The organism is Nocardia sp. NPDC055165 (assembly GCF_053606985.1).
Genome location: NZ_JBSGSS010000010.1, coordinates 89,199 through 116,010, shown reverse-complemented (window position 1 = coordinate 116,010; position 26,812 = coordinate 89,199). Strand labels below are relative to the sequence as shown.

General features: G+C 68.7%; 25 protein-coding genes. 8 read left to right on the top strand and 17 right to left on the bottom strand.

The annotated features are described in order from the left end of the window. Nucleotides 1-49: 49 nt before the first annotated feature. Nucleotides 50-1,348, top strand: a complete 1,299-nt coding sequence (locus ACWFRF_RS21570) for a glycosyltransferase (protein ID WP_379314172.1) — start codon at nucleotides 50-52, stop codon at nucleotides 1,346-1,348. Then, nucleotides 1,345-3,402 carry a glycosyltransferase family 39 protein gene (locus tag ACWFRF_RS21565; protein ID WP_452451887.1) on the top strand — a complete coding sequence of 686 codons (2,058 nt, stop codon included), beginning with the start codon at nucleotides 1,345-1,347 and terminating at the stop codon, nucleotides 3,400-3,402. Before ACWFRF_RS21570 ends, ACWFRF_RS21565 begins: the two co-directional genes overlap by 4 nt. A gap of 246 nt (nucleotides 3,403-3,648) precedes the next feature. Here ACWFRF_RS21565 and ACWFRF_RS21560 read toward each other — a convergent pair whose 3' ends face one another. From ACWFRF_RS21560 to ACWFRF_RS21515, 10 genes are all read right to left on the bottom strand, one after another. Beyond that, nucleotides 3,649-4,416 (bottom strand): SDR family oxidoreductase, encoded by a 768-nt coding sequence (locus ACWFRF_RS21560; RefSeq protein WP_378996100.1) that lies wholly within the window; start codon nucleotides 4,414-4,416, stop codon nucleotides 3,649-3,651. 74 nt (nucleotides 4,417-4,490) lie between these two features. After that, nucleotides 4,491-4,922, bottom strand: coding sequence for a PIN domain-containing protein (locus tag ACWFRF_RS21555; protein WP_379222855.1), 432 nt, complete (start codon nucleotides 4,920-4,922; stop codon nucleotides 4,491-4,493). Beyond that, nucleotides 4,913-5,119 (bottom strand): hypothetical protein, encoded by a 207-nt coding sequence (locus ACWFRF_RS21550; RefSeq protein WP_056814932.1) that lies wholly within the window; start codon nucleotides 5,117-5,119, stop codon nucleotides 4,913-4,915. Before ACWFRF_RS21550 ends, ACWFRF_RS21555 begins: the two co-directional genes overlap by 10 nt. A gap of 70 nt (nucleotides 5,120-5,189) precedes the next feature. Continuing rightward, nucleotides 5,190-5,804, bottom strand: a complete 615-nt coding sequence (locus tag ACWFRF_RS21545; protein ID WP_378996095.1) for a TetR/AcrR family transcriptional regulator — start codon at nucleotides 5,802-5,804, stop codon at nucleotides 5,190-5,192. A 4-nt stretch (nucleotides 5,805-5,808) separates the two neighbouring features. Beyond that, nucleotides 5,809-6,591 carry an enoyl-CoA hydratase family protein gene (locus ACWFRF_RS21540; RefSeq protein ID WP_378996093.1) on the bottom strand — a complete coding sequence of 261 codons (783 nt, stop codon included), beginning with the start codon at nucleotides 6,589-6,591 and terminating at the stop codon, nucleotides 5,809-5,811. Between the two features lie 61 nt (nucleotides 6,592-6,652). Further along, nucleotides 6,653-7,813, bottom strand: coding sequence for an acyl-CoA dehydrogenase family protein (locus tag ACWFRF_RS21535; RefSeq protein ID WP_452451884.1), 1,161 nt, complete (start codon nucleotides 7,811-7,813; stop codon nucleotides 6,653-6,655). Continuing rightward, nucleotides 7,810-9,804, bottom strand: a complete 1,995-nt coding sequence (locus ACWFRF_RS21530; protein WP_452451882.1) for an acetyl/propionyl/methylcrotonyl-CoA carboxylase subunit alpha — start codon at nucleotides 9,802-9,804, stop codon at nucleotides 7,810-7,812. Before ACWFRF_RS21530 ends, ACWFRF_RS21535 begins: the two co-directional genes overlap by 4 nt. Nucleotides 9,805-9,812: 8 nt before the next feature. Continuing rightward, nucleotides 9,813-11,411 carry an acyl-CoA carboxylase subunit beta gene (locus ACWFRF_RS21525; protein WP_378996089.1) on the bottom strand — a complete coding sequence of 533 codons (1,599 nt, stop codon included), beginning with the start codon at nucleotides 11,409-11,411 and terminating at the stop codon, nucleotides 9,813-9,815. Next, the gene (locus ACWFRF_RS21520; protein ID WP_378996086.1) at nucleotides 11,408-12,559 is read right to left on the bottom strand and encodes an acyl-CoA dehydrogenase family protein; all 1,152 of its coding nucleotides are present in this window, start codon (nucleotides 12,557-12,559) and stop codon (nucleotides 11,408-11,410) included. The genes ACWFRF_RS21525 and ACWFRF_RS21520 overlap by 4 nt, the downstream gene beginning before the upstream one ends. Continuing rightward, the gene (locus ACWFRF_RS21515) at nucleotides 12,556-14,271 is read right to left on the bottom strand and encodes an acyclic terpene utilization AtuA family protein (RefSeq protein WP_379316753.1); all 1,716 of its coding nucleotides are present in this window, start codon (nucleotides 14,269-14,271) and stop codon (nucleotides 12,556-12,558) included. Before ACWFRF_RS21515 ends, ACWFRF_RS21520 begins: the two co-directional genes overlap by 4 nt. Nucleotides 14,272-14,356: 85 nt before the next feature. On the opposite strand from ACWFRF_RS21515, the gene ACWFRF_RS21510 reads away from it, so the two are divergent. After that, nucleotides 14,357-14,500, top strand: a complete 144-nt coding sequence (locus ACWFRF_RS21510; RefSeq protein ID WP_378633702.1) for a hypothetical protein — start codon at nucleotides 14,357-14,359, stop codon at nucleotides 14,498-14,500. Between the two features lie 49 nt (nucleotides 14,501-14,549). Beyond that, entirely contained in the window at nucleotides 14,550-14,888 is a 339-nt protein-coding gene (locus ACWFRF_RS21505) for a hypothetical protein (RefSeq protein WP_452451879.1), read from the top strand. On the opposite strand, the gene ACWFRF_RS21500 is transcribed toward ACWFRF_RS21505, so the two are convergent. From ACWFRF_RS21500 to thiO, 6 genes are all read right to left on the bottom strand, one after another. Continuing rightward, the gene (locus ACWFRF_RS21500; protein ID WP_387445878.1) at nucleotides 14,871-15,725 is read right to left on the bottom strand and encodes an adenylate/guanylate cyclase domain-containing protein; all 855 of its coding nucleotides are present in this window, start codon (nucleotides 15,723-15,725) and stop codon (nucleotides 14,871-14,873) included. The genes ACWFRF_RS21505 and ACWFRF_RS21500 overlap by 18 nt on opposite strands. 315 nt (nucleotides 15,726-16,040) lie before the next feature. Continuing rightward, nucleotides 16,041-16,802 carry an ABC transporter permease gene (locus tag ACWFRF_RS21495; protein WP_378633697.1) on the bottom strand — a complete coding sequence of 254 codons (762 nt, stop codon included), beginning with the start codon at nucleotides 16,800-16,802 and terminating at the stop codon, nucleotides 16,041-16,043. Next, nucleotides 16,802-17,737 carry an ABC transporter ATP-binding protein gene (locus tag ACWFRF_RS21490; protein ID WP_378633694.1) on the bottom strand — a complete coding sequence of 312 codons (936 nt, stop codon included), beginning with the start codon at nucleotides 17,735-17,737 and terminating at the stop codon, nucleotides 16,802-16,804. Before ACWFRF_RS21490 ends, ACWFRF_RS21495 begins: the two co-directional genes overlap by 1 nt. 85 nt (nucleotides 17,738-17,822) lie before the next feature. Next, nucleotides 17,823-18,581: a thiazole synthase gene (gene thiG, locus ACWFRF_RS21485; protein WP_378996078.1), complete on the bottom strand. Its 759-nt coding sequence runs from the start codon at nucleotides 18,579-18,581 to the stop codon at nucleotides 17,823-17,825. Further along, on the bottom strand, nucleotides 18,574-18,789 hold the full coding sequence (gene thiS, locus ACWFRF_RS21480) for a sulfur carrier protein ThiS (protein ID WP_378633691.1): 216 nt from the start codon (nucleotides 18,787-18,789) through the stop codon (nucleotides 18,574-18,576). The genes thiG and thiS overlap by 8 nt, the downstream gene beginning before the upstream one ends. Further along, on the bottom strand, nucleotides 18,786-19,877 hold the full coding sequence (gene thiO / locus ACWFRF_RS21475) for a glycine oxidase ThiO (RefSeq protein WP_452451875.1): 1,092 nt from the start codon (nucleotides 19,875-19,877) through the stop codon (nucleotides 18,786-18,788). The genes thiS and thiO overlap by 4 nt, the downstream gene beginning before the upstream one ends. 78 nt (nucleotides 19,878-19,955) lie before the next feature. Between thiO and thiE the strand changes: the two genes are divergently transcribed. After that, nucleotides 19,956-20,654 (top strand): thiamine phosphate synthase, encoded by a 699-nt coding sequence (gene thiE, locus ACWFRF_RS21470; RefSeq protein WP_378633686.1) that lies wholly within the window; start codon nucleotides 19,956-19,958, stop codon nucleotides 20,652-20,654. Nucleotides 20,655-20,710: 56 nt separating this feature from the next. Here thiE and ACWFRF_RS21465 read toward each other — a convergent pair whose 3' ends face one another. Further along, entirely contained in the window at nucleotides 20,711-21,349 is a 639-nt protein-coding gene (locus ACWFRF_RS21465) for an NUDIX domain-containing protein (RefSeq protein WP_452451873.1), read from the bottom strand. A gap of 128 nt (nucleotides 21,350-21,477) precedes the next feature. On the opposite strand from ACWFRF_RS21465, the gene ACWFRF_RS21460 reads away from it, so the two are divergent. The 3 genes from ACWFRF_RS21460 (at nucleotide 21,478) to ACWFRF_RS21450 (ending at nucleotide 26,803) form a co-directional block, all read left to right on the top strand. Continuing rightward, entirely contained in the window at nucleotides 21,478-22,959 is a 1,482-nt protein-coding gene (locus tag ACWFRF_RS21460; protein WP_379312737.1) for a hypothetical protein, read from the top strand. Beyond that, nucleotides 22,956-23,912: a glutamate ABC transporter substrate-binding protein gene (locus ACWFRF_RS21455; RefSeq protein ID WP_378996070.1), complete on the top strand. Its 957-nt coding sequence runs from the start codon at nucleotides 22,956-22,958 to the stop codon at nucleotides 23,910-23,912. Before ACWFRF_RS21460 ends, ACWFRF_RS21455 begins: the two co-directional genes overlap by 4 nt. A gap of 578 nt (nucleotides 23,913-24,490) precedes the next feature. Then, the gene (locus ACWFRF_RS21450) at nucleotides 24,491-26,803 is read left to right on the top strand and encodes a serine/threonine-protein kinase (protein ID WP_379312745.1); all 2,313 of its coding nucleotides are present in this window, start codon (nucleotides 24,491-24,493) and stop codon (nucleotides 26,801-26,803) included. Nucleotides 26,804-26,812: the final 9 nt, after the last annotated feature.

The following is a 26,812-nucleotide window of genomic DNA, read 5'->3' as shown; positions in this document are numbered from 1 at the left end:
CCAGCTCGGTCCCAGCTCGGTGGCAGCGCGGCCATCGAGTCTGGGTGTCATGACTCAGACCGAGGCCGAGCAGAAGGCCATGCAGAGCAGCCGCGCGCCGGTGCTCGACGTAGTGATACCCGTGTACAACGAAGAGGTCGATCTCGGCCTGTGCGTGCGGAGGTTACATGCCTATCTGCGCGCCGGATTCCCGTTCACAGCCCGCATCACCATCGCCGACAATGCCAGCACCGACGCCACCCTCGCGGTGGCGGAGTTGCTGGCCGCCGAACTCGACGGCGTCGAGGTGCTGCACCTGGACGCCAAAGGGCGTGGGCGGGCCCTGCGGGCCGCGTGGGAAGCCTCGGACGCGGCGGTGGTCGCGTACATGGATGTCGACCTGTCGACCGACCTGGACGCGCTGCTGCCGCTGATCGCGCCGCTGGTGTCCGGGCATTCCGATCTCGCGATCGGCACCAGGCTCGACGCGTCGGCTCGCGTGGTGCGCGGACCCAAGCGTGAGATCATCTCCCGCTGCTACAACCTGCTGCTGAAAACCACTCTGCGGGCGGGCTTTTCGGATGCGCAGTGCGGATTCAAAGCCGTGCGCACCGAGGTCGCGCGCGAACTGCTGCCGCTGGTTCGGGATGGCGAGTGGTTCTTCGATACCGAGCTGCTGGTGCTGGCCGAGCGGGCGGGTCTGCGGATTCACGAGGTGCCCGTCGACTGGATCGACGATCCCGACAGCCGGGTCGACATCATCGATACCGCACGCAAGGACCTGCGCGGAATCTGGCGGTTGACCAGGGCGCTGACCACCGGCGCCCTCCCGCTGGACGAGCTGCGGGCCGCTGTCGGGCGGGAACCGCTGGTCGCCGGAGTACCCCTCGGCATGGTCGGGCAGCTGGTGCGGTTCGCGATCGTCGGGGTGAGCTCGACCCTCGCCTACATCGTCCTGTATCTGCTGTTGCAGCCGCTGCTCGGCAGTCAGGGCGCCAATCTGATATCGCTGCTGGTCACCGCGGTGGGCAATACGGCCGCCAACCGGGCATTCACCTTCGGCGTGCGCGGACGCGGCAACGCGATCTCGCACCAGTTCCAGGGCTTGGCCATCTTCGCGTTCGGGCTGGCGGTCACCAGCGGGTCCCTGTTCGCCCTGCACCGCTGGGCACCCGACGCACCCGTGGCGGTGGAACTCACCGTCCTGATCACCGCCAATCTCGTGGCGACACTCGCTCGTTTCGTCGGCCTGCGCTGGGTGTTCCGCCACGCGGGCGCCGACCGGACAACGAGCGTCTCGCCGGTGTTCGCAGCCACCGAGAGCGCGGAGTCGGCAGCGCGCACGCACGCGGTGGAGGTCCGTCGATGACCACGACCATCGCACCCACCCCACCCGCCGGCATCGCGCAGTCCACGCCGACCCGAAAGCGTTGGGAGCGACCCGCATTGGCGGCGTTGCTGCTCGGCACACTGATCGCCTATCTCATCAATCTGAGCGCCAACGGCTGGGCCAATGACTTCTATGCCGCTGCGGTACAGGCAGGTTCGCAATCGTGGGAGGCGTTCTTCTTCGGCTCGTCCGACGCCGCGAACTCGATCACCGTCGACAAACCGCCCGCTTCGCTGTGGGTGATGGAACTGTCGGTCCGGCTGTTCGGGCTCAACAGCTGGAGCATGCTGGTGCCGCAGGTGCTGCTCGGCGTCGCGAGCGTCGCACTGTTGTGGGCGACGGTGCGCAGGCCGTTCGGACCCGCGGCGGGGTTGATCGCGGGCACGGTGCTCGCGGTGACTCCCGTCGCGGTGCTGATGTTCCGGTTCAACAATCCCGACGCGCTGCTCGTCTTGCTGATGATCGCCGCCGCGTGGGCGATGACACGAGCGGTCGCGGACGGACGGTGGCGATGGTTGCTGCTCACCGGCGCGTTCATCGGATTCGGATTCCTGGCCAAGCAGTTGCAGGTGCTGTTGGTGGTGCCACCGTTGGCCCTGATGTATCTGATCGCCGGACCCCCGAGGCTGGGAAAGCGGGTCGCGCAATTGTTCGCCGCCGGAGCGGCGATGGTGGCAGGCGCGGGGTGGTGGATAGTGGCGGTGGAGCTGTGGCCGTCGGATTCGCGGCCGTGGATCGGTGGGTCGCAGAACAATTCGATCATCGAGCTCACTCTCGGATACAACGGTCTCGGCCGGTTGAACGGCAACGAGACCGGCAGTGTCGGACCCGGCGGGGAACTGCCCGCCGGCGGCAACGGGATGTGGGGAAGCACCGGGATCACCCGGATGTTCGAACCCGCGCAGGGCGGTCAGATCGCGTGGCTGATTCCGGCGGCGTTGCTCGCGCTCGTGGTCGGGCTCGCCTTGCGCGGACGAGCGCCGCGCACCGATGCTCGACGGGCCGCGCTGATCCTCTGGGGCGGTTGGCTTCTCGTCACCGGGCTGGTGTTCAGCTTCATGGCGGGGATCTTCCACCAGTACTACACGGTGGCGCTCGCGCCCGCCGTGGCGGCGCTGGTCGGGACCGGCGCCGTGCAGATCTGGGGTTCGCGTGATCGGCTGTGGGCGCGGTGCGCGGGCGCGGTGGCCATTGCGCTCACCACGGCGACCGCGTGGATGTTGTTGTCACGCAGCGCTTCCTTCCAGCCGTGGTTGCGCTGGACGATCCTTGTCGTCGGTGTCGTCGCCACCGTCGCGTTCGTGTTCCCACTGGCTCGCAAGCAGTCGGTGATCGTGGCGCTCGCCGCTGCCTTCCTCGGCCTCGCCGGACCGATCGCCTACTCGATCGACACCCTCGCGTCCGCGCATTCCGGTGCGATCCCTTCCGCCGGACCGAGTTCCGGCGGGATGCACGGCATGGGGGGACCCGGCATGCGTCCCGGTGGCGACGGTGGCAGGCCCGGCGCCGACGGATCCGCCAGGGGCGGTGCCGCACCTGGCGGGACGGCCCCGGACGGTGCAGCCACGGGTGCGCCGGACGGTGCCGCGCTGGGGCAGGACGGCGCGGCGACGCCGGACGGTGCCGCGCAGGGAACGAACGGCGACCAGCGAATGGGTGGCGCCGGCGGATTGCTGGGCGGATCACGGCCGAGCGATCAGATCGTCACCCTGCTCGAGTCGAACGGCACCGACTACACCTGGGTCGCGGCGGCCGTCGGTTCCAACAGCGCCGCCGGGTATCAGTTGGCCACCGAACTGCCGGTGATGCCGGTCGGCGGGTTCAACGGCAGCGACCCGTCGCCCACCCTCGAACAGTTCCAGCAGTACGTAGCCGACGGAAAGATCCACTACTTCGTCGCCGGTGGGCGCGGTGGTCCCGGCGGGAACAGCGCATCGACCAGCTCGGCGATCACCGCATGGGTGACGGCGAACTACTCGGCGACGACGGTCGACGGGGTAACGCTCTACGACCTCACCCAACCGAAGTCGTAGCCGTCTCGACGACAGGCTAGGCCCGGCGGATCACCCCGATCCGCCGGGCCCAGCCTTCGTGTCGCCTCACCCCATCGCGCCGCCGGCACCCTGCGTTGCCGCCCAGATTTCGTCCACCACGCAATCACAATTCGGCCCGACGTCGGAGAACGGGAGCAGCAGCCTTTGCACGAGCTCCCCGGGGAAGCGACATCGGACAGGCGAGCGTCGTTGATGTGCCGAGCAGCACCGGAGCGCCGAGCAGCGTTAGAGCGCAGCGGCGACCCACTCGGCGAAGGAGGGACCGGCCAGGGTGGCGTGCGGGGACGGCAGGAGGGTGCCGTTTTCGAATTGCTCGCGGTCGGGGTTGGCCGAGTCGGAGGTTTCGATGATCTGTAGCGCGTCCCCGCGGGTCTCGACCAGAACGGCGGCCGCACCGGCCATGGTCTCCGGCTGCGGGCCTGCGATCTCGGGAAACGGAATATCTTCGGCGGCAATCGGATTCGCGGCGAGATCGACCAGCGCCTCGGCGACTGTTCGAGCGGCGACCAGCTGGGTACGCATACCCGCAACGTAGGCGACGGAGCCTTGCGTGCCCCACCCGACCATCACCTCGACGAGTTCGTGGAACTGCGCCGCACGCAGAATCTGCACCGGCAGTGCACCTTTGAGCAGTTCCTGCTCATGGGCCAGCTTGGCGGCGTTGTACCCGGCGAGCGAACCGTCGATCCCGATGATGGACACCACCACCAGCCGCTCGACCCCGGCCCGCTCCCCCGCCGCATGCAGATTCCGCGCGGAAGCGGTGAAGAACTCGGTCGCCACCTGCTGATCGGCCGACGGCGTACTCGACGCGTCGATAACGATGTCGACCCCGGTCAACGCCTCGTCGAGACCCGCACCGGTCTCGATGTCGACACCGTCGGCGCGCGAGAAAGCGACAACGTCATACCCACGCTCGACCAGCACATCCACCACGTGCCGACCCAGCCGCCCGGTTGCCCCCGCCACCGCGATCTTCTTCTGCTCCACCATGATCCACTCCTTCATCGCTTCTTGCGGGTTCACAAAGACGACGACGTAGGCGACCGGAGTGTGACATCACCTGGTCACGATGTCTCGAGACTCCCCCGAGGCGCGACCCAGCGGTGATCGAGGTCCACTACCGATGCGACCGTTTCGAAATCGGAGTCGTAGTGGAACAGGACAAGGCGGTGTTCTATCGCCAACACCGAAGCGAGCAGGTCATGGATGCCGACCGCGCGGTGGCGGCCCGACCGCGCGAGTTCGCGCTGAATCGTGAAGGCGCTTTGCCAGTGTTCGTCATTGGTGGGCAGGTACTCATAGGCTGCGCGGCGCCGAAACCGAATCTGTTCGTATTCAGCCGGGCTTCGGGCGCTGTAGAGCGCCTCGGAATCGAGCGGTGCACACGTGGCTATCAACCCGGCCTCGAGCAGCGGCCCGAGTGCGGCCCCCACGTCCGGATGACGCATTCGAGCGGCCGCGCTGGTGTCGATGAGATAGCGCGCCGTTATCGCCATACGTCGTCGCGCCGATCCTTGTCCGCCATTTCGGCCATGCCGCCGTTGACCAACCATTCGACTTCGCTGGCGCGCGCATGCGCCACCACGGCCGAGTTCAGCGCGGCACGAACGGTATCGGAGACACCTGCGGTCCCGAGCGCGTCCTGCGCGGACTCGAGTAGCTCGTCGTCGATCTCGATCAGGCGTTTGGTCATCGCACAGTCCCTCGATATATATTCCCCCATGCCCGAACTATATACCTCGAAACGACCAGGTCACAAGGGTTCAGTGGGACAGGTTCAGGGCGGTGTGCAGGGTGGCGGCCCACTGGTCGACGATCAGTTTGCGGCGAGCGGAGTCGTCGGTGAGGACGTCGGCGAGGCCGAGGCCGCGGGCCAGGTCGAGGGTGGCCTGGACGAGGTGGTGGGTGACCGGGTCGGAGTCGTCGACGCCGAGGGCCTCGATGGCGCGGCGGTGGGAGATACGGCCGAACCGGGCCTCGAGGGGCAGGATGCGTTCGCGCAGGGCCGGGTCGGCGGCGGCGTGGGTCCAGACCTGGAGCGCGGCTTTGAAGAACGGGGTGGTGTAGGACTCGACGAGCGCGGAGACGACGGCGCGCGTGCGGCCCGCACCCTGGGCGACCGCGTTCACCGTTTCGGCCTCGGCCTTGGCCTGGTCCATCCGGAACTCGAACATGAACTCGAGCGCGGCCGTGATCAGATCCTCGCGGGTGGGGAAATGGTGCTGGGCGGCACCGCGCGACACCCCGGCCCGCTCGGCGACCACCGACACGGTGGCGGCTGCCCAGCCGGTTTCGGCCAGGCAGTCGATGGTCGCCTCCAGCAGCCGCTGCCGGGTGGCCCGGCTGCGGTCCTGCTTGGGTTCGTGGGGTGTCGCCATCGGACTATTGTGCCCAGCTGGGCGGACGCTTCTGGAAGAAGGCCGTCATGCCCTCGATCACCTCGGGGGTGCCGAAGAAGCTCGCCGACCGCTTGGCCAGTGCTTCGGCCTCGGCGTCGAACGTAGCCAGCACTGCCGCGTTAACCAGTTTCTTGGACTCGGCCAGTCCCTGCGGCGACCCCTTGCGCAGCTCGCCACTCAGGCGTTTCACCTCGGCGGCGGCGTCCTGCGCGGCCACGGTGACCAGGCCGATCTCCTGCGCGGTCGCGGCATCGAATTTCTCGCCGGTCAGGAAGTAGCGGCTCGCGGCCCGCTGGTCCAGCCGCGGCACCAGCGTGAGCGAGATCATGAACGGCGCCATCCCGATGCGCACCTCGGTGAGCGCGAAACTACTGCCCGGCCCCGCGACGACCAGATCGCAGGCCCCGATGATGCCCATGCCACCGGCCCGGACATTGCCGTCGATCTGCGCGATCACCGGTTTGGGCGAGGCGAGGATGCCGCGCAGCACGTCGATCATCACGCGGGTGCGCTCATCGGCGGCCACCGCGGGATCGGCGTTGCTCGCCTCCTTGAGGTCAGCGCCCGCGCAGAAGGTGTCACCGGTGTGGGCCAGCACGATGCCGCGCACGGCGGGATCGGTGGCCGCCGCGTCGAATCCGGCGAGCAGCTCGCGAACCAGCCTGGACGAGAGCGCATTGCGGTTGTGCGGCGAGTCGAAGGTCAGCCTGGCGAACCCGTCGACGACCTTGTAGCGGACGAACGGTGCTTCCGTCGCGTCACTCATCGGGACTCCTGTTCATCCGGTAGGGGTGGTCGCCCCATCTCCGGGGCGACCACCGTTGTGCCTAGTACGAGCGCGGCAAACCCAACGAGTGCTGGGCGACGAAGTTCAGGATCATCTCGCGGCTGACCGGTGCGATGCGCGAGATGCGCGCGGCCTGCAGCATCGCCGCCAGCCCCACCTCACGCGTCAGGCCAGAACCGCCGTGGGTCTGAATCGACTGGTCCAACGCTTTGATGCTGGCTTCCGCGGCCGCGTACTTGGCCATGTTGGCGGCCTCGGCGGCGCCGAACTCGTCGCCGGTGTCGTAGAGCGTCGCGGCCTTCTGCATCATCAGCTTGGCCAGTTCCAGCTCGATCTTCACCTGGGCCAGCGGATGCGAAATACCCTGGTGCGCACCGATCGCCGTCTTCCAGACCGTGCGCTCCTTGGCATACTCCACAGCCCGGTCGATGGCGTAGCGACCGAGGCCGACCGCCATGGCCGCGCCCATGATGCGCTCGGGATTCAATCCGGCGAACAGCTGGGCGATGGCCGCGTCCTCGGAACCGACGAGGGCGTCGGCGGGCAGGCGCACGTCGTCGAAGAACAGCGTGAACTGGTTGTCCGGCTCGATCACGTCCATCTCCTGGACGTTCTTCACCAGGCCGGGCGCGTCCACCGGCACGATGAACAGCGCGGGCTTGAGCTTGCCGGTCTTGTGGTCCTCGGTGCGCGAGACCACCAGGATGGCGTCGGCCTGATCGACACCGGAGATGAAGATCTTGCGGCCGTTGAGGATCCAGTCGCCGCCGTCACGGCGGGCGGTGGTGGTGATCTGGTGCGAGTTGGAGCCCGCGTCGGGTTCGGTGATCGCGAAGACCATCTTCGACGAGCCGTCGGCCAACTTGGTCAGCCAGTTCTGCTTCTGCGCCTCGGTACCGTACTTGGTGATGATGGTGCCGCAGATGGCAGGCGAGACGACCATCAGCAGCAGCCCGGCGCCCTGCGCCGCCAGCTCCTCCTGCACCAGCGCCAGCTCGTACATGCCCGCGCCACCGCCGCCGTACTCCTCGGGCAGGTTCACGCCGAGGAAGCCGAGCTTGCCCGCCTCGTCCCACAGCTCGGTGAGGGGCTCGTTCTTGCGCGAGAGCGGCAGCACGTAGTCGCGGTAGTTGTACTTGCTCGCCAGCGAGGCGACCGCCGCGCGCAGCGCCGTCTGCTCTTCGGTCTCGATGAAACTCATGCCTGCTCCTGCTCTTCTTCCTCGACGACGGCGAGGACGGTTCCGACCTCGACCTGCTGGCCGACGGTCACGTTGAGTGCACTGAGAATGCCGGTCGCCGGGGCCGCGATGGTGTGTTCCATCTTCATCGCCTCCAGCCACAGAATGGGCTGCCCCTGCTTGACGTGGTCGCCTTCGGCGGCACCGAGGCGGATCACGCTGCCCGGCATCGGCGCGAGCAGCGAACCGGCGGCCACCTGCTCCGACGGATCGGTGAAGCGGGGCAGCCTGCGCACCGCCACCGGGCCGAGCGGGGAGTCGACCGCGACGTGATCGCCGTAGCGGGCGATCTCGAATTGCCTGCGCACCGAACCACGTTCATTCGGCACACCGAGGACTACCCGATCGGGCGCGACCGAGATCAGCTCGAGACCGTCGTGGCCCTCGACCGCCACACCCGTGCGGGTGAAGCGGTAGCGCACCTCGTGGGTGCCGGAGGTCCGGCTTTCGTAAGACTTGGTCTGCGGCAGCGAAGACAGGTTGCGCCAGCCACTCGGGGTGAGTCCGGCCAGGCGAGAGGTGCGGCGATTGGCAGCCGAATCGGCAAGTGCCGCAGCGACAATCGACAATGCCTCATCGGCCTCCGATACCAGCGGCGCCGCGAGCACGGCCAGGTCGTGGGTGGCGAAGAAGGCGGTGTCGGTGTCACCGGCGAGGAACGCCGGGTGCCGCAGCACGCGCACGAGCAGGTCGCGGTTGGTGACCAGGCCGTGGATCTTGGCGCGCTGGAGCGCGGTGGCGAGCAGATGTGCTGCCTCCGCGCGGGTTTCGGCGTAGGAGATCACCTTGGCGAGCATCGGATCGTAGTGGACGCCGACCACCGAGTCGTCGACGACACCGGTGTCCAGGCGCACGCCCGGCTGGTCGAGAACAGTGAATTCACCGGCGGTGAACGGGATCTCGATCTTGTGCACCGGACCGCTCTGCGGCTGCCAGTCGTGCGCGGGGTCTTCGGCGTAGAGGCGAACCTCGATCGAGTGACCACGCTGGGCGGGCTGGGTCGCGGGCAGCGGCAGGCCGGACGCCACCTGCAACTGCAGGCGGACCAGGTCGAGCCCGGTGGTCTGCTCGGTGACCGGATGTTCCACCTGGAGACGGGTGTTCATCTCCAGGAAGAAGAAGTCACCCTTCTCGTCGGCCAGGAACTCGACGGTGCCCGCGCCTTCGTACCCGATCGCCTCGGCGGCCAGACGCGCCGCCTCGAACAGGCGATCACGCATGCCGTCGATCTTCTCGACGAGCGGCGACGGCGCTTCCTCGACGACCTTCTGATGACGACGCTGGATCGAGCACTCACGCTCGCCGACGGCCCAGGTCTTGCCGAAAGTGTCCGACATGACCTGAACTTCGATATGACGGCCGGTCTCGAGGTAGCGCTCGCAGAACACGGTCGGATCACCGAAGGCCGACTCGGCCTCGCGCCGAGCGCCCGCGATCTGATCCTGCAGTTCGCCCAGCTCGCGCACCACGCGCATACCGCGTCCGCCACCACCGGCGGACGCCTTGATCAGCACGGGCAGGTGCGCGTCGGTGACCTCGGCCGGATCGAGCTCGGCGAGGACGGGAACACCGGCGGCGTCCATCATCTTCTTGGACTCGACTTTGGAGCCCATCTGCTCGATCGCCGCGACCGGCGGGCCGATCCACACCAGACCCGCGTCGAGCACGGACCGCGCGAATTCGGCGTTCTCGGAGAGGAATCCGTAGCCGGGATGGATCGCATCGGCACCGGCCGACAAAGCGGCCTCGATGATCAACTCACCGCGCAGATAGGTCTCGGCCGGGGTGTTTCCGGGCAGCCGGATCGCCGCGTCGGCCTCGGACACGTGCGGCGACGCGGCATCAGCATCGGAGTAGACCGCGGTGGTGCCGATGCCCATCCGACGGCAGGTGGCGAAGACGCGGCGAGCGATCTCACCACGATTGGCAACGAGGACATTCGTAATGGCCACAGCGCATCTCACATTCGGAAGACGCCGAAGCCCTCGGCGCCCTTGATCGGGGCTGTGTGAACGGCCGACAGAGCCATTCCCAGCACGGTGCGGGTGTCGCGGGGGTCGATGATGCCGTCGTCGAACAGCCTGCCCGACAGGAACATCGGCATGGCCTCGGCCTCGATCTGCGCCTCGACCATCGCGGCCAGACCGGCGGCGGCCTCCTCGTCGAACGGCAGGCCCTTGGACTCGGCCGCGCCGCGCTGCACGATGGTGAGCACGCCGCCCAGCTGCGCCCCACCCATGACGGCGGATTTCGCACTCGGCCAGGCGAACAGGAAGCGCGGGTTGAACGCGCGCCCGCACATGCCGTAGTGCCCGGCGCCGTAGGAGGCGCCGATCAGCAGTGAGATGTGCGGGACCGTGGAGTTGGCGACCGCGTTGATCATCATCGCGCCGTGCTTGATGATGCCGCCGTGCTCGTACTCCTTGCCGACCATGTAGCCGGTGGTGTTGTGCAGGAACAACAGTGGCGTGTTCTTCTTGTTGGCCAGCTGGATGAACTGGGTGGCCTTCTGCGATTCCTCGGAGAACAGCACGCCGCGCGCGTTGGCGAGGATGCCGATCGGGTAGCCGTTGATCTCGGCCCAGCCGGTGACCAGGCTCGAGCCGTAGAGCGGCTTGAACTCGTCGAAGTCGGAACCGTCGACCACGCGGGCGATGACCTCGCGGGGATCGAACGGGATCTTCAGGTCCGAGGGCACGATGCCGAGCAGTTCCTCGGGATCGTAGATCGGCGAGATCACCTCCGCACGCGGCTCCGGTCCCTGTTTCTTCCAGTTCAGGCGACGAACGATATTGCGGCCGAGGCGGATCGCGTCCTGCTCGTCGGCGGCCATGTAGTCGGCCAGACCCGATGTGCGGGCGTGCATCTCGGCGCCGCCGAGGGTCTCGTCGTCGGAGTCCTCACCGGTGGCCATCTTCACCAGCGGCGGGCCCGCGAGGAAGACCTTCGCGGCTTCCTTGACCATCACCACATAGTCGGACATGCCGGGGATATAGGCGCCACCGGCGGTGGAGTTGCCGAAGACCAGGGAGATGGTGGGGATTCCGGCCGCCGAGGCCTGGGTGAGGTCGCGGAACATCGCGCCACCCGGGATGAACACTTCCTTCTGCGTCGGCAGGTCCGCGCCGCCGGACTCGACCAGCGAGATCACCGGCAGCCGGTTCTCCCGGACGATGTCGTTGATGCGCAGTGTCTTACGCAGCGTCCACGGGTTCGACGTACCGCCGCGCACCGTCGGGTCGGGCGCGACGATCATGCACTCGACGCCCTCGACGAGGCCGATGCCGGCGATCGTCGACGCGCCGACGTGGAAGTCGCTGCCCCACGCGGCGAGTGGGCACAGCTCGAGGAACGGCGAGTCCTCGTCGAGCAGCAGTTCGATGCGCTCACGTGCGGTCAGCTTGCCGCGCTTGTGGTGCCGGGCCACCTTGTCGGGGCCACCACCGGCGATGGCCTTGGCGAACTCCGCCTCGACCTCGGTGAGCTTGGTGGACATCGCCTCGGCGGCCGCGGTGTACTCGGGCGAGGCGGTGTCGATGAGGGAACGGAAGGTCGTCACGACTGGTACCCCAATACTTTCGACGCCAGCATGGTCAGGATCTCGTTGGTGCCGCCGCCGATGCCGATGATGCGCACATCGCGGTAGATGCGCTCGACCTCGGCCTCACGCATGTAGCCCATCCCGCCGTGCAACTGCACGGCCTGGTTGGCCACCCATTCGGCGGTCTCGACGGCGTTGTTCTTGGCGAAGCACACCTGAGCGATCAGGTTCTCGTCGCCGGCGACGTAGCGCTCGACCAGCGCCCGGGTGTACGTGCGCGAGATATCCACGCGCTGCGCCATATCGGTGAGCGTCATCTGTACCTTCTGGCGGCTGATCAGCGGGCGGCCGAAGGTCTCGCGATCGCGGCACCACTGCACGGTGAGGTCGAGCGCGCGCTGGGCCAGCGAATACGCCTGCACCGCGAGGCCCACCCGCTCACTGACGAACGCGGCGGCGATCTGCGCGAAGCCGCTGTTCTCGGCGCCGACCAGGTTCGAGGCGGGCACCCGCACGTCCACGTACGACAGCTCGGCGGTATCCGAGGCCAGCCAGCCCATCTTCTCCAGCTTGCGGCTGACGGTGAAGCCCGGCGTGTCCTTCGGCACCAGGATCAGCGAAACACCGGCCGCGCCAGGGCCGCCCGTGCGCACCGCGGTGACGACGAAGTCGGCACGACAGCCCGAGGTGATGAAGGTCTTGGCGCCGTTGATGATGAAGTCCTCACCGTCGCGCACGGCGGTGGTGGTGAGGTGGCCGACATCGGAACCCCCGCCGGGTTCGGTGATGGCCAGCGAACCGATCAGGTCACCGGCCAGCGTCGGCTTGGCCCACTGGTCGATCTGGGCCTGGTTGCCCGAGGCGATCATGTGCGGCAGCGCGATTCCACAGGTCAGCAGCGAGGCCCACAGGCCGCCGGACGCACCGGCGACATGGATCTCCTCGCCCACGATCACCGAGTCGATGGCGTTGCCGCCCTCGCCGCCCGCCGATTCCGGGTACTCGATGCCGAGCAGGCCGAGTTCGCCTGCCTTCTTGTGCAGCTCGCGCGGTAGTTCACCGGCCCGCTCCCAGGCATCGAGGTCGGGCAGGATCTCCCGTTCGACGAACCCGCGCACAGTGGCGCGCAGCTCTTTTCGCTCCGGCGTTTCCCAAACTGAGGTCATGCGAACAGCTCCGTCGGCATATCGATGTGGCGGGAGCGCAGCCATTCGCCGAGCCCCTTGGCCTGCGGGTCGAAACGTGCCTGGTAGGCGACGCCCTTGCCCAGCAGCCCGGAAATGATGAAGTTGACCGCGCGCAGATTGGGCAGCACGTGGCGGGTGACGGTCAGGTCGGCCGTCTCGGGAAGAAGTTCTCGCAGCTTCTCGACGGTGAGGGTGTGCACGAGCCAGCGCCACTGGTCGTCGGTGCGCACCCACACGCCGATATTGGCGTCGCCGCCCTTGTCGCCGCTGCGCGCGAGCGCGATCGTGCCGAGCGGAACTCGACGGGTTTCGGCGGGCGGCAGCGGTGCGGGCAGTTCGGGTTCGGAAACAGGTTCGAGAACAACGGTTTCCGTAGCGGGGGCGATGTCGACACGGGTACCGTTCGCCAGCACGGCGATATGCGGCACCTCGTGCGCGTCGACGAAACCCGGGGTGAAGACACCGTAGGGCGAACCGTTTCCGGGCAGCGCGGTGAAGCTGGCGCCCGGGTAGCTCGCGAGCGCCAATTCCACAGCGACACTGGAGAACCCGCGACCGACCTTGTTCGGGTCGGCATCGCGCACCACGCAGCGCAGGATCGCGCTGGCCTGCTCTTCGGTCTCGGCGTCGGGGCGATCGAGGCGAGCCAGGGTCCAGGTGAGCTCGGCGGGTTTGTCCGGCAGCCAGGATTCCAGCTGTCGTTGTGCCAGTGCGGCTTTGGCCTCGATATCGAGTCCGGTGAGGATGAACGACATCTCGTTGCGGAAGCCGCCGAGGGTGTTCAGCGAGACCTTGAGCTGTGGCGGCGGTGCCTCACCGGTGACGCCGCTGATCAATACCCGGTCCTTGCCCTCCTGGCTCAGCACGATGCTGTCCAGGCGGGTGGTGACGTCGGGTCCGGCGTAGCGCGCGCTCTGGATCTCGTACATGAGCTGGGCTTCGACGGTGTCGACAGTGACCGCGCCGCCGGTGCCGTCGTGCTTGGTGATCACGCAGGACCCGTCGCGGCGGATCTCGGCGATCGGGAAGCCGGGGCGGCCGATGTCACCGAGTTCGGTGAAGAAGGCGAAGTTACCGCCGGTGGCCTGAGTGCTGCACTCGATCACGTGGCCGGCGACCACCGCACCGGCGAGCGCGTCGTAATCGGTACGGGCCCACCCGAAGTGGGCCGCCGCCGGACCCACGATCACGGAGGCGTCGGTGACGCGACCGGTGACGACGATGTCGGCGCCGGAGTTCAGGCACTCGACGATCCCCCACGCGCCGAGATAGGCGTTGGCGGTGAGCGGCTGACCCAGATCGAGCTCGGCGGCCCGCGAGACCAGGTCGTCGCCTTCGACGTGCGCGATCTCGGCGTCGAGCCCGAGCTCGGCGGCGACCTTGCGCAACTGCTCGGCCAGCCCCGCCGGATTCAGCCCGCCGGCATTGGTGACGATCTGGACGTTCTTCTCGAGCGCGAGCGCGAGGCAGTCCTTGATCTGCTTGACGAAGGTCTTGGCGTAGCCGAGGCTCGGATCCTTCATCCGGTCGCGGCCCAGGATCAGCATGGTGAGTTCGGCGAGGTAGTCGCCGGTCAGCACGTCGAGCTGACCGCCTTCCAGCATCTCGCGCATGGCGCTGAGCCGGTCACCGTAGAACCCGGAACAATTCCCGATCCGGATCAGGTCCGGGTCAGCGGAGAGAGCACTCATGGCACCCAGGATCGCAGCGGTTCAGAAAAAAAGCAAGCATGCGTGCTTGTTAATTCCGTGCAATCCACCAGGCAAGATGGAACCCATGCTGTCCGTCCTCCTCTTCGCCCTCGCCGGATTCCTGCTCGGCGGCGCGTACACGACCTGGAAGAACAACCGCCCGGTGGCGATCGGTTTGATCGTCGCCGCTGTCCTCGCGGGCCTCGGCGCCGCGCTCTGGCTGGAGTAGCAAGACTTTCGCAAGATCAGGGCAAGGCGAGGGCTGTTGGCTTGCCCACATGTTCACTTGGTATGTCGGCCTGCTCGCGCTCAGCGGCCTCGCGATGATCATCATGGCCAACGTCGACAACGGCCGCAGCCAGCTCTCGCGCGCACTCAACGCGGTGTTCGGCATCGCGTTCCTCGGATACGCGGGATACCTGTGGTTCGTGTTCGACGGTGGCGACTACCTGATCTTCTTCCACGCGTTCATCCTGCCGGTGCTGCTCATCATCGACTTCGTGCGTTCGAGGAACTGGCAGGCGCTGACCGACAAGCCCACCCCGACCCAGAAGGCCTTCCGCGAGTACTGGAAGGAACAGGATCGGCTGGAAAAGCGCTCAGCTCGTCGTGTGTAGCCGGAAGATCCTGACGTCCTCCGGGACGCCGCTCAGCGGCGCCGCCCAGAAGTTGCGCTTGTAGGGTTTGGCGACGACGCCCAGCTCCTCGAGGGTTTCCGGGCGCAGCGCGGCCAGCGTGACGCTGGAAATCATCGTGTTGCCGTTGCCGCCAGCCTCCATCATCCGGGCGGCGATGTTGACGTCGACGCCGAGCCAGTCGCCGCCGATCTCCCGGGGCGAGCCGGTGTGCAGGCCCACCCGCATACGCGGGGTGTAGCCGTTGATCTCGACCCCGGCGAGATTGCGCCGGGCCGCCAGCGCGGCGCGCACGGCACGATCGGGTGAGGAGAACACCGCCATCAGGCCATCGCCCATCCGCTTGACCACCTGACCGCCACGCTCGACGATCGGCGGCTCGATGGCCTTGGCGACCTTGCGCAGCAGTTCCAGGGTGCGCTCGTCGCCCACCGACAGCGACCAGCTCGAGAACCCGACCAGGTCGGTGAACACGATGGTCACCTCCTCGGAGCCGCGCCCACGGCCGATCCGCTCCAGCCCCGCCTGCCACACCTGTAGGGCACCGAAACCGATTTCCCTGGCCGCGGTCGGGGCGCCGCCCGCGATCTTGTCCGCCGCCCGGGCCACCGCGCGCGCACCGCCGGGTCCTGTCACCGACAGCGGGTCGCCGAAGGACGGGTCGCCCGGCAGCTGGTGGCGTGCCTTGCGTAAGGCGCCGATCAGGTCCGCCCGGCGGTTGGCCGCTTGCAGCTTCGACGAGATCTGGGCGCGCTTGCGGCTCGCGCGCGCATCGGTGTCGGACTCGGCGGATTCACTCACGATCGGCTCCAACGGGATGGACACGTCCGCGGCGTCGCGCCGCCGCGGATTCACCCCGCCAGAAGGCGTTTCACTCACGCTCAAAGGTTAGCCGATCCGCCTCCCCGAGACTTCCAGCCAGACTCAGGTGAGTGGGGACGAGGTGACGCGTCCGGCGGTTCCGTGCGTGGGCGCGTTCGCCCGTGCCCGGCGAGTTACCCAGGTACTCACTGGATATGCGCGAGCCCCCGGCGTCCGGGCAGCGGACGCCGGGGGCTCGTGCAGGGGCGACCTCCCGACAAGGTCGCGGCCCTCGCGACCCGGGCCATTGCGAGGGCGGCCCGGGCAGGATTGTCAGGCGTCGCGGCGGTTGACCAGCACGAGTGCGCCGGCGAACACGATCGCCACGAACACGGCGAAGTAGATCAGGCTTCCCCACACGCCCCAGTGCCAGTCGCCCGCGTACTCCTCGACGCTCAGGAAACGGTTCGCGTTCTGGAAGGGCAGGAACGGCTTGACGGTGCGGCCGAAGCTGCCGAACGCGCCGAGCAGGTTCTCCAGCAGCAGCGACCACAGCACGATCAGCGAGATCGCCGCGGCGGACTGGCGCACCAGCACACCGACACCGATGGCGAGCATGACGCACAGGAACGCGTAGATCGGCACGCTGTAGATGGCCCGCCAGTTGCCGTCGAGCACGAGACCGGGAGCGTCGTCACCGGTGATCAGCTTGGCCACGATGAACGCGATGAGCGCGAGCACACCGGTGAGCACGGCCGAGTAGAAACCGACCAGCGCGGTCTTCGACAGCACGACCTTGGATCGGTTCGGGACCGCGAGGAAGCTGGAGCGGATGACGCCGAAGCGATATTCGCTGGTCACCGTCAACGCGGCCATGATCATCAGGACCATGACGCCGAAGCCGGCGACACCCGACACCGCCACGCTCGGGGTGAGCAACGGCGGGCCCTCGCCGGAATCCCCGGTGGAGTCGGCGTTGGTGACCAAGGCGATCAGCACGGCGAGGCCGATGCCGAGCACCACCACGACCGCCGAGCACCACCAGGGCGAGCGGGTGGAGGTGAGTTTGATTCGTTCCGCTGCGAGCACGCCCATCAGAGCGCACCTCCCATCGCCTGTTGATCGAAGCTTTCACCGTGGTACTCCACGGCGCCGCCGGTCATCCGCATGAACGCTTCCTCGAGCGAGGCCTGCTGCGGTGCCAGCTCGTAGAGCGTGACGTTGTTCGTGCCCGCCACCTTGCCGACCTCGTCGGAAGTGACGCCCGCGACGATCAGCGCGGCGTCGCCGTCTTCCTTCACGGTCATGCCGTGCGAGGTGAGCAGGCTGCGCAACTGATCCAGCTGCGGGCTGCGCACGCGCACCGACTGCTCGGAGGCACGGTCGATGAACTCCTGGGTGGTGCCGTCGAACATCAGCTGACCACGACCGATGACGATGAGCTGCTCGGCGGTCTGCGACATCTCCGAGAGCAGGTGGCTCGACACGAGCACCGTGCGTCCCTCGGCGGCCAGGCGCTGCATGAACCGGCGGATCCACAGGATGCCCTCCGGGTCGAGGCCGTTGACCGGCTCGTCGAACAGCAGCACCTTCGGGTCGCCGAGCAGCGCGCCCGCCAGTCCGAGACGCTGGGACATACCGAGCGAGAATCCGCCCGCGTTCTTGTTCGCCACCTCGGACAGGCCGACCAGTCGCAGGACCTCTTCGACCCGCGACTTCGGGATGTCGTTGGAGGCGGCCAGCCACTCCAGATGGGCGCGCGCCGAGCGGTTCGGATGCACCCACTTGGCATCCAGCAGCGCGCCGACCTGCGTGAGCGGGCGTTCCAGCTGCTGGTACTGCTTGCCGTCGATGAGCGCACTGCCCGCCGTCGGCTTGTCCAATCCGAGGATCATCCGCATGGTCGTCGATTTACCGGCACCGTTGGGTCCGAGGAACCCGGTCACCAGTCCTGGTCGGACGGTGAACGTGAGGTCCTGCACCGCGACGGTCTGGCCGAATTGCTTCGTCAGGCCCTTCAGCTCGATCATGCGCCCCAGCTTGCCTCACGATCGCCGTGCCGCGCGTCGCCGAGAAGTAGCGAGTCGGGTCATCCTCGAGGATGACCCTCGACCCCTAGACGGCTGGGGAAGAAGCCTGAGCCCAGAAACGCTGGGGGATACGGCCCGCCTGCCTGGCCAGATAGCCCGCACGCACGGCGGCCGACATGGCCGACGCCATGAGTTCGGGCTCTTTCGCCCTGGTCACGGCGGTAGCGAGCAGGACTGCCGAGCAGCCGAGTTCCATGGCGAGAGCGGCGTCGCTGGCGGTGCCGATGCCCGCGTCGAGGATCACGGGGACCCCGGCGGCGGCGACGATCATCTCGATGTTGTGGGGGTTGCCGATGCCCAAGCCCGTGCCGATCGGGGAGCCGAGCGGCATCACCGCGGCACAGCCCGCTTCTTCGAGGCGGCGGGCGAGGATCGGGTCGTCGTTGGTGTACGGCAGGACGACGAAACCGTCGTCGACGAGCTTCTCGGCGGCGTCGAGGAGCTCGAACGGGTCCGGCAGCAGGGTGCGGTCGTCGGCGACCACCTCGAGCTTGACCCAGTTGGTGTCGAGCGCCTCACGGGCCAGCTGGGCGGTGAGTACGGCTTCGGCGGCGGTGCGACAGCCCGCGGTGTTGGGCAGCAGGGTGATGTCGAGGCGCTTGAGCAGGTCGAGCACGCCGGTGCCGCCCGCGGCGTCGACCCGGCGCATGGCGACGGTGGTGAGCTCGGTGCCCGAGGCGATCAGCGCCTGTTCGAGGACGGCGAGGTTTTCGGCGCCCCCGGTGCCCATGATCAGGCGGGAGCCGAACTCCTTGTCGGCGATCCGCAACGGCGACTCAGCCACCCTGCACCGCCGTGAGCACCTCGATGGTCCAGCCGCGCCCGACCGGCTCGTCCCAGCGCGACTTCGAGAAGACCGCGCCGTCGACCGCCAATGCCACACCTTGGCAGGGCAATTCGAGCTTGGTCAGCAGTTCACGGACGCTGAGCGGCTCGGGGAACTCGTGGTCGACACCGTTGACGGTGACGCCGATCGGAATGGTCGAGGTCATCGAACTCCTCCTTGCGACAGAGATGGCATCTGCGATGCCGGAAAACGTTGAGGTGCTGCGGCTTCGACGACCCCGGGGGTCTCGCCGTCGAGCAGCGCGGGCACGACCGCCGCGGTGAGCGCGAGGGTGAGCATGCCGTTGCGGCCGTGACCGGTGGCGGCGACGACCCGGTCGTCGAGGTGGCCGAGCAGCGGCAGGTTGTCGGGGGTTCCCGGCCGCGAGCCCGCGTTCGCTTCGGCCAGTTCGTATTCGGCGATGCCGGGCAGGATGGTTTCCGCGTCGGCGATCAGGTCACGGACACCGCCGACGGTGACGGTGGTGTCGAAGCCCGCCTCGTATTGTGTTGCACCGACAACGATTCCGTCTTCGCGGGGGACCAGGTAGACCTGCCTGCCGTGGACCCGGGCGCGGATCACCCTGGTCGGTGGCGGGCTGACGCCGGGCCTGCGACGCAACCGGAGGATTTCACCCTTCACCGGGCGCACCGGCAGGCCGGGCCAGAGCTCGGCGGAGCGGGCGCCCGCCGCGAGGACTATCCGGTCGTGCGGTAGCTCATCCAGCGCGGCAACGGCTTCGGCACGGATCTCGACACCGGCTCCGGCGCAGGCGGATCGGAGCGCACGCAGTACGCGCCGATTGTCGACGGCGGGTTCGGTTTTCGCGTGCAGGCCGGCGCGGACGGTGCGCGCGAGCGCGGGTTCCAGCGCGCGGACTCCCGCACGATCGAGCACCCGCAGATCGTGACCGAAGCCGGCCAGCCAGTCCGAGACGGTGCGCAGGTCCGTGACATCGGCGCTGTCGAGGGCGACGGTGAGCGTCTCCTCGGCCACGAACATCGATTCACCCGAGACCGCTCGGAGCCGTTCGGCGAAAGCGGGCCACTGCGCCAGCGCGGCCGCGCCGAAGGCGAGCACCCGGTCCTCCCCCGGCCAGCCTTCCGACAGCGGCGCCAGCATTCCACCGGCCACGAAGGAGGCGCCGCGCGCGGGTTCGGGGTCGTAGACGGTGACCGTCCAGCCCGCCTCGGCGGCCCGCCATGCGACGGCAAGTCCGACGGCGCCGCCGCCAACGACCGCCAGAGTTCGCATCCCGTTCCACCTGTCTTTTTCGCCTACCGCCCGCCACGGCGTTCGCACTCCAACGGTAGCGCGACTACCGTCGAGCACGTGCAGCCCTCCCATCCGAACCGTTCCGTCCCGCCAAGGGAGCGCCTGTCGAGTGCACTGCTGTATCTGTGCACCGATGCGCGGCGGGAAAAAGGCGATCTGTCCCGCTTCGTCGACGCGGCGCTGGCAGGCGGAGTCGACATCGTGCAGCTCAGGGACAAGGGATCGCCGGGCGAGGCCGAATTCGGGCCGCTCGAGGCGAAGGCCGAGCTCGGTGCGCTCGCCGAGATCAAGGCCGCGACCCGTCGCCACGGCGCCTTGCTCGCGGTGAACGATCGCGCCGATATCGCACTCGCCGCGGGCGCCGATGTGCTGCACCTCGGCCAAGGAGACCTGCCGCCGTCCTACGCGCGACGCGTCCTCGGCCCCGATGTGGTGATCGGCCGCTCCACCCACAACCGCAACCAGGCGAGTCTGGCCGCGATCGACGGCCACCTCGACTACTTCTGCACCGGCCCGATCTGGACCACGCCGACCAAGCCCGGCCGCCAGGCCGCGGGCGTCGACTTCGTCCGCTCGACCGCCGAGTCCCATCCCACCCTCCCCTGGTTCGCCATCGGCGGCGTCGACGCGCAACGACTCCCCGAGGTGCTGGCCGCCGGTGCCCGCCGCGTGGTCGTCGTCCGTGCGATCACCGAAGCCGCCGATCCGGAAGCCGCGGCTCGCGAACTGAAGCAAGCCCTCCTCGCCGCTGACTGAGTGCCACGACCGGCGTGGCTGCGATGTGCGCGCAGTCGGGTCGAGGAGGTACGGACTCAGGCGAGAACGTCTGCCCGGGTGAGGACCGGGCCTTCGGTGGGCTCACCGTCGAGAACGACTTCGACGCCGGGGCCGTCGGCCCGCGCGTGCAGCCAGAAGAAGCCCTGGTCGGGCAGTTCGACTGTGCGGGGTAGCGCTTCCGCGAGCTCGGCGTCGGCGTCCAGGCGCACGCGCAACGGCACCGCGCGCAGTTCGATCCAGGCGACGGCGAAGCCGGGATGCAACGGCAGATCGGCGACCTCGTCCTCGGGGACCCAGGCCAGTTCGGCGCTCTCCTTGTTGGCGACCGTGGGCAGCGGCTTGTCGGCGTCGGCGACGACGGTGATGTAGGTCCAGCCGCTGGGGGCGGTCATGGTCAGGCGCTCGGCCCTGACCCGGAGGTCGGCGGCGGCGATGCCCGCTTCCTCCTCGGCCTCCCTGACCGCCGCGTGCTCGGGCGACTCGTGCGAGTCACGCGCCCCACCGGGCAGCGCCCAGGTGCCGCCCTGATGACTCCACGGCGCCCGGTGCTGCAGCAGCACCGCGGACCCGCCACCGGGCAGCGGTGCGCGCAGCAGCAGACCCGCCGCACCGTATTTTCCCCAGTGCTTGGCCCCATCGGGGCCCTTGAACCAGCCGTCTCCGTCGCCGCGCATCCCATACTCTTTCCTCCGAGCAGCCGTACAGCAACCGCTGCGGGGGTGTGTGAGGGGCTGCGCTACCCGTAGGCCCACAATAAACTCCGCACAGGTAGGTGTGCACGGACAGCGCCGGGAGGTGAACGATGGTCGAACCGGGGAATCGCAATGCCTCGACGGAGGTGGCGGCCGTCCGTGTTCGCCCGTCACCGCAGGCCACGACGGGTGCGAAGCACTCCGAGACGGCCGGCGCGGCGCCGGTGACACCGCGCTGGGCGCCGCTGCGCCGACCGGCCGCGCCGGTCGACCGGCCGCCCGCGCCCGACGTCAGAGCGTTGCGCGCGCAGTTCCAACCCGCCCGGTTGCGCAGCTTCGCGCAGTCCTCGCCGGGTCGGCTCGTTGCCGCCGGACTGGTCCTGATGGTGCTGTGCGTCACCGCGGGCGCGGTGACTTCGACGACCGTGAGCGAGCGTCAGCAAGCTCTCGGCGTCCTGCTCGACGACACCGAACCCGACGCGCATTCGGCCAATCACCTCTACACCTCACTCTCCATCGCCGACGCCGCCGCGGGCACCGCGTTCATCGCGGGCGGACTCGAACCCCAAGCGGTGCGCGACCGCTATACCCAGGCCATCGGTGAGGCCGCCGCCGAACTGGTGACCCAGGCCGGGCACGTCTCCGACGAAGAGGCGGCCGATCCGTCGGGCACCGACCGCCGCCTGCGCACCGGCATCGCGACCGGGCTGCCCGTCTACAGCGGGCTGATCGAGACCGCGCGGGTGAACAATCGCAACGGCTATCCCGTCGGCGCGGCCTATCTGAGCGAGGCATCACATCAGATGCAGACCGGACTGCTGCCGATGGCCGAGGAGCTGGAGGACCACCGCTTCGACGCGGTCACCGCCGCGCAGTACCGGCACGTGCAACCACCGTGGACGGCGATCGTGCTGCTCGTGGTAGCACTCGGCGCGCTGATCTGGGTGCAGGTCGAGCTGGCGCGGCGCTCGCGCCGATTCTTCAACATGGGCTTGCTGGTCGGCACCGGCGCGCTGGCGCTGACCCTGATCTGGACGGTGGCGGCCGGTTCGCTCTCCGCGGTGGCGATGATTCGCTGCCGGGACGAGGGCGCGGTGCCATCGGCACGATTGGCCGAGAGCCGAATCCTCGTGCAGCAAGCCAGATCAGCGGAAATGGTGAAGCTGGTCCGCCGCGATGCGACCGGTGACTACGACCGCACCTTCGATACGAACGCCACCCGGCTCAACGAGCTGCTCGCCGGTTACCCCGCGGACGCGCCTGCCCGCGACGAGGTGGCGCACGCGCGCGCCGCGCTCACCCGCTGGCAGTCGGCCCATCAGCGGATGAACGACACCCTCCAGCGGGGCGATTTCGTGGGCGCGGCCACCGTCGCGACCGGTCCGAGCGCCGCCGATTCCGCCGCCCAGGTCGACGCACTCGATCGGGCACTGGACAAGGCGGGCGCGGTGACGCGAGACACCTTGCGCGCCAGGGTGTCGCAGGCGATCGATGTGCTGTCGTTCCTCGCCCCCGGCGCGTTCGTGCTCGGGATCGCGGCGGCGGCATGCGTCGCGCTCGGTTTGTGGCCGCGACTGCGGGAGTACCGATGAGGCGCGGCCGAGTTATCGCGGCACTGATGCTGGCCGGACTGCTCGCAGGCTGCTCCGAGGGCGCCCCCGCGCCCGCTGAGCGGGGTGTCTATTCCGAACCCCCGTTGCCCGCCAAGGCCATTCCGATCGGCACCGACACCCCGGTGCCGCCCACCGGCGGCGAACAGTGCGGCGATCCGACCGCGAGTCTGCGACCGAGCACCGCCACCGGCCCGACGATCGATGCCATTCGCGCGCGCGGCAGGCTCGTCGTGGGCCTGGACGCGGGCAGCAACCTGTTCAGCTTCCGCGATCCACTCACCGGTCGCATCGTCGGGTTCGACGCCGACATCGCCCGCGAGATCGCCCGCGACCTGCTCGGCAATCCTGATCTGATCGAATACCGCAGTCTCGCTTCGGAAGAGCGCGAGCGGGCACTGCAGGATCACACGGTCGACCTGATCGCGAAGACGATGACGATCACCTGCGAGCGACGTCAGCGGGTGGCGTTCTCGACGGTGTACCTGCGGGCCGACCAGCGGGTGCTCGCGGTGAAGGGTTCGGGCATCGACGGCCTGGCCGATCTGGCGGGCAAGCGGGTGTGCGTGGTGCGCGGCACCACCTCGCTCGACCACATCCGCCGCGACCAGCCTGCCGCCACGATCCTGACGGTGCCCACCTGGGCCGACTGCCTGGTGGTGCTCCAACAACGCCAGGTCGATGCCGTGAGCACCGACGACTCGATCCTGGCGGGCCTGGCCGCCCAGGACCCCTACACCGAAGTGGTGGGCGGGAGCATCAGCGCCGAGCCGTACGGCATCGGGATTCCCAAGGGCAACGACGACCTGGTGCGTTTCGTCAACTCCACCCTGGACCGCATCCGCAACGACGGCACCTGGACCCGCATCCACCGCCGCTGGCTCGCGACGCTCGGCGAGACACCGAGCCCGCCCGCACCGAAGTACCAGGACTGACGGCCATGAGCACGAACCCGACCAGCGAAGAGCCAAGGCGTGGCGATCCGGCCCCGGAGGACCAGGCGCCCGCCGAATCACCGGTGCACCCCCGAGCCCGGCACGACGCCGACCACGACCCGGCACCCGCCGAATCGACACCCCACGCCGCGGCACCGGACGACCAGGAACGGCGCGAGCCGACCCAGCTGACCCAGCGCCACCGTCCTGGCACGCTGCCCGGTGGGTGGACGCTGCCCGGCGACGACGAGACGCGGCCACTGCCCAAACTCACCGCCGAGGCCGCCTCGGAGTTCGCCAGGAAGCAGGCGAGCAGCCGCGACCAGACCCCCGCGACCGATGCCACCCGGCGCGCCGAAGCGTCCGGGGCCGTCCAACAGGGCGACGTTCCCCCGGCCGACGTCGAAGCCTCGCAACACGAGCGGGACCATCTCGCTACGCAGCGGGCGAGCCGCCCCGCGCCGACCGCACAAGAATCCGCCGCGCATGTCCCCACCGAAGCGACGCAACGCGCCCCTGAGGCCCCGAACGCGGCGGCCGAGCGCACCCGCGAGACCGCGTCCTACGCGGCGACCGAAATGGCACATCGCCCCGCCGAAACCGCGCCCTACGCGGCGACCGAAGCGGCACAGCGGGTTCCGGTGAACGCACCGCACGCGGCGACCGAGGCAGCCCAGCGCGACGATGCGCCCGGCGCACGAGCGACGTCCGATTCCTGGCCGTCCGCGCCACAGACCGGGGTGAGTACCGCGCGGTCGGGGCGCAGTGTGCGGACCGCGCGGTCGCGGCCCACGCGGCGGCTCGGCGCCGGGCTGGTGCCGATTCCGACAGTCACCCCGGCCGACCCTCGGGACGCCGTGCTGGCCGATCCGATGGTCTCGGAAGGCCGTCGGTTCTGTTGGCGCTGCGGCAATCCGGTCGGGCGGTCGACGCCGGCGCGAGCCGCCTCGACCAGCGGTGAGTGCGAAACCTGCGGGGCCGCCTACGATTTCCGGCCGTCGCTGCACGAGGGCGATATGGTCGCCGGGCAGTACGAGATCCAGGGGTGCATCGCGCACGGCGGTCTCGGCTGGATCTATCTGGCCATCGACCGCAATGTGAGCGATCGGTGGGTGGTACTCAAGGGCCTGCTGCACGCGGGTGACGCCGAGGCGCAGGCCGTCGCGGTGGCCGAGCGCCAGTTCCTGGCCGAGGTGGCGCACCCGAGCATCGTCAAGATCCACAACTTCGTCGAGCACACCGCGGGTGACGGGTCCATCGGCTACATCGTGATGGAGTACGTGGGCGGGCATTCGCTGCGCGACATTCTCGATGCCAGGCCACGTGGCGAGCAGATGCCGCTGGCCGAGGCCATCGCCTATGTGCTGGAGATCCTGCCCGCGCTGGAACATTTGCATTCGATCGGCCTCACCTACAACGACCTCAAGCCCGACAACGTGATGGTCACCGAGGATCAGGTGAAGCTCATCGACCTCGGCGCTGTCGCCACCATCGACGCCTACGGCAACCTGTACGGCACCAAGGGTTTCCAGGCGCCCGAGATCGCCCGCACCGGGCCGACGCCCGCCTCCGATGTCTACACCGTGGGCCGGACGATCGCCGCGCTCACGCTGGCGCTGCCCAGCGAACACGGCCGCTACCTCGACGGCATCCCCGACCCCGCCGACGAACCACTGCTGGCCCGCTACGAGTTCTTCCATCGATTCCTGCTCACCGCCACCGATCCCGATCCGGCACAGCGTTTTCCGTCGGCGCGGGCGATGTCGGCGCAGCTGGCCGGGGTGTTGCGCGAGATCCTCGCCTACGACACCGGCACGGAACATCCACAGCTGTCCACAGTGTTCAGTCCACAGCGCACCAGCTTCGGGACCGAGGAACTGATCAGCCAGACCGACGCCTATCTCGACGGTGTGGGTCGCTCGCCGCTGCTGGATTCCCGCGATGTGGTGGCCGCACTGCCGATTCCGCTGATCGACCCCGCCGATCCGTCGGCGCCGCTGCTGGCCGCCACCGCCAATCCAGAGCCGGAGCGGGTGCTCGAGGCACTGCACGACTCCCGCGAGCGGGCCGAGGCCGATCCGGACAACGCACCCGACACCCTGGCGGGCGAATTGCTCTTCGCCGAGGCGCGAGCGCGGCTGGAACTGGGCGAGTCGGCGGCGGTGTTGCACATGCTCGATCGGGTGCCCAGCGAATCCGATTGGCGCACCGACTGGTTCACCGGTCAGGCCCATCTGCTCGAACTCGACTTCGAGGCCGCCTTCGCGTCGTTCGAGGCGGTATTGCGAGTGCTGCCGGGCGAGATCGCGCCGAAGCTCGCGCTGGCCGCCACCGCGGAACTCATTCTGCAACACTGGGATTCCGACGCCCCCGAACAGTGGCGAAGTTTCGCCGAACGTTATTACGACACCGTCTGGCGCACCGACAGGGCCGTGGTGAGCGCGGCATTCGGCCTGGCCAGGCAACTGGCGGTGGCGGGGCGAGTCGGCGAAGCGGTCCACGCCCTCGACGATGTGCCCGCCGCGTCCCGCCACTTCACCACCGCTCAGACCACGGCGATCCTGTTGCTGCTCACCAGCTCTCCCGTCGCCGAACTCGACGAGCAGATCCTGCGGCTGGCAGCCTCGCGCGCCCAGTCCATCCCAGCGGGCGAGCACCGCGCCACCCTCATGCGCACGCTGGTCCAGGGCTCGGCATTGGCCTGGCTACAGGCCGGGAACACACCGAAACGTAAGGACGCCAAGCTGTTCGGCCGCGCCTTCACCGAACGCGAACTGCGCGACGGCACCGAATCCGGCCTGCGCTCGCTCGCCCGCAACGCCCCGGACCGGACGCACCGCTACGCCCTCGTCGATCTGGCGAACTCGCTACGACCGAAATCCTGGTTCTGAGCTCAGTGC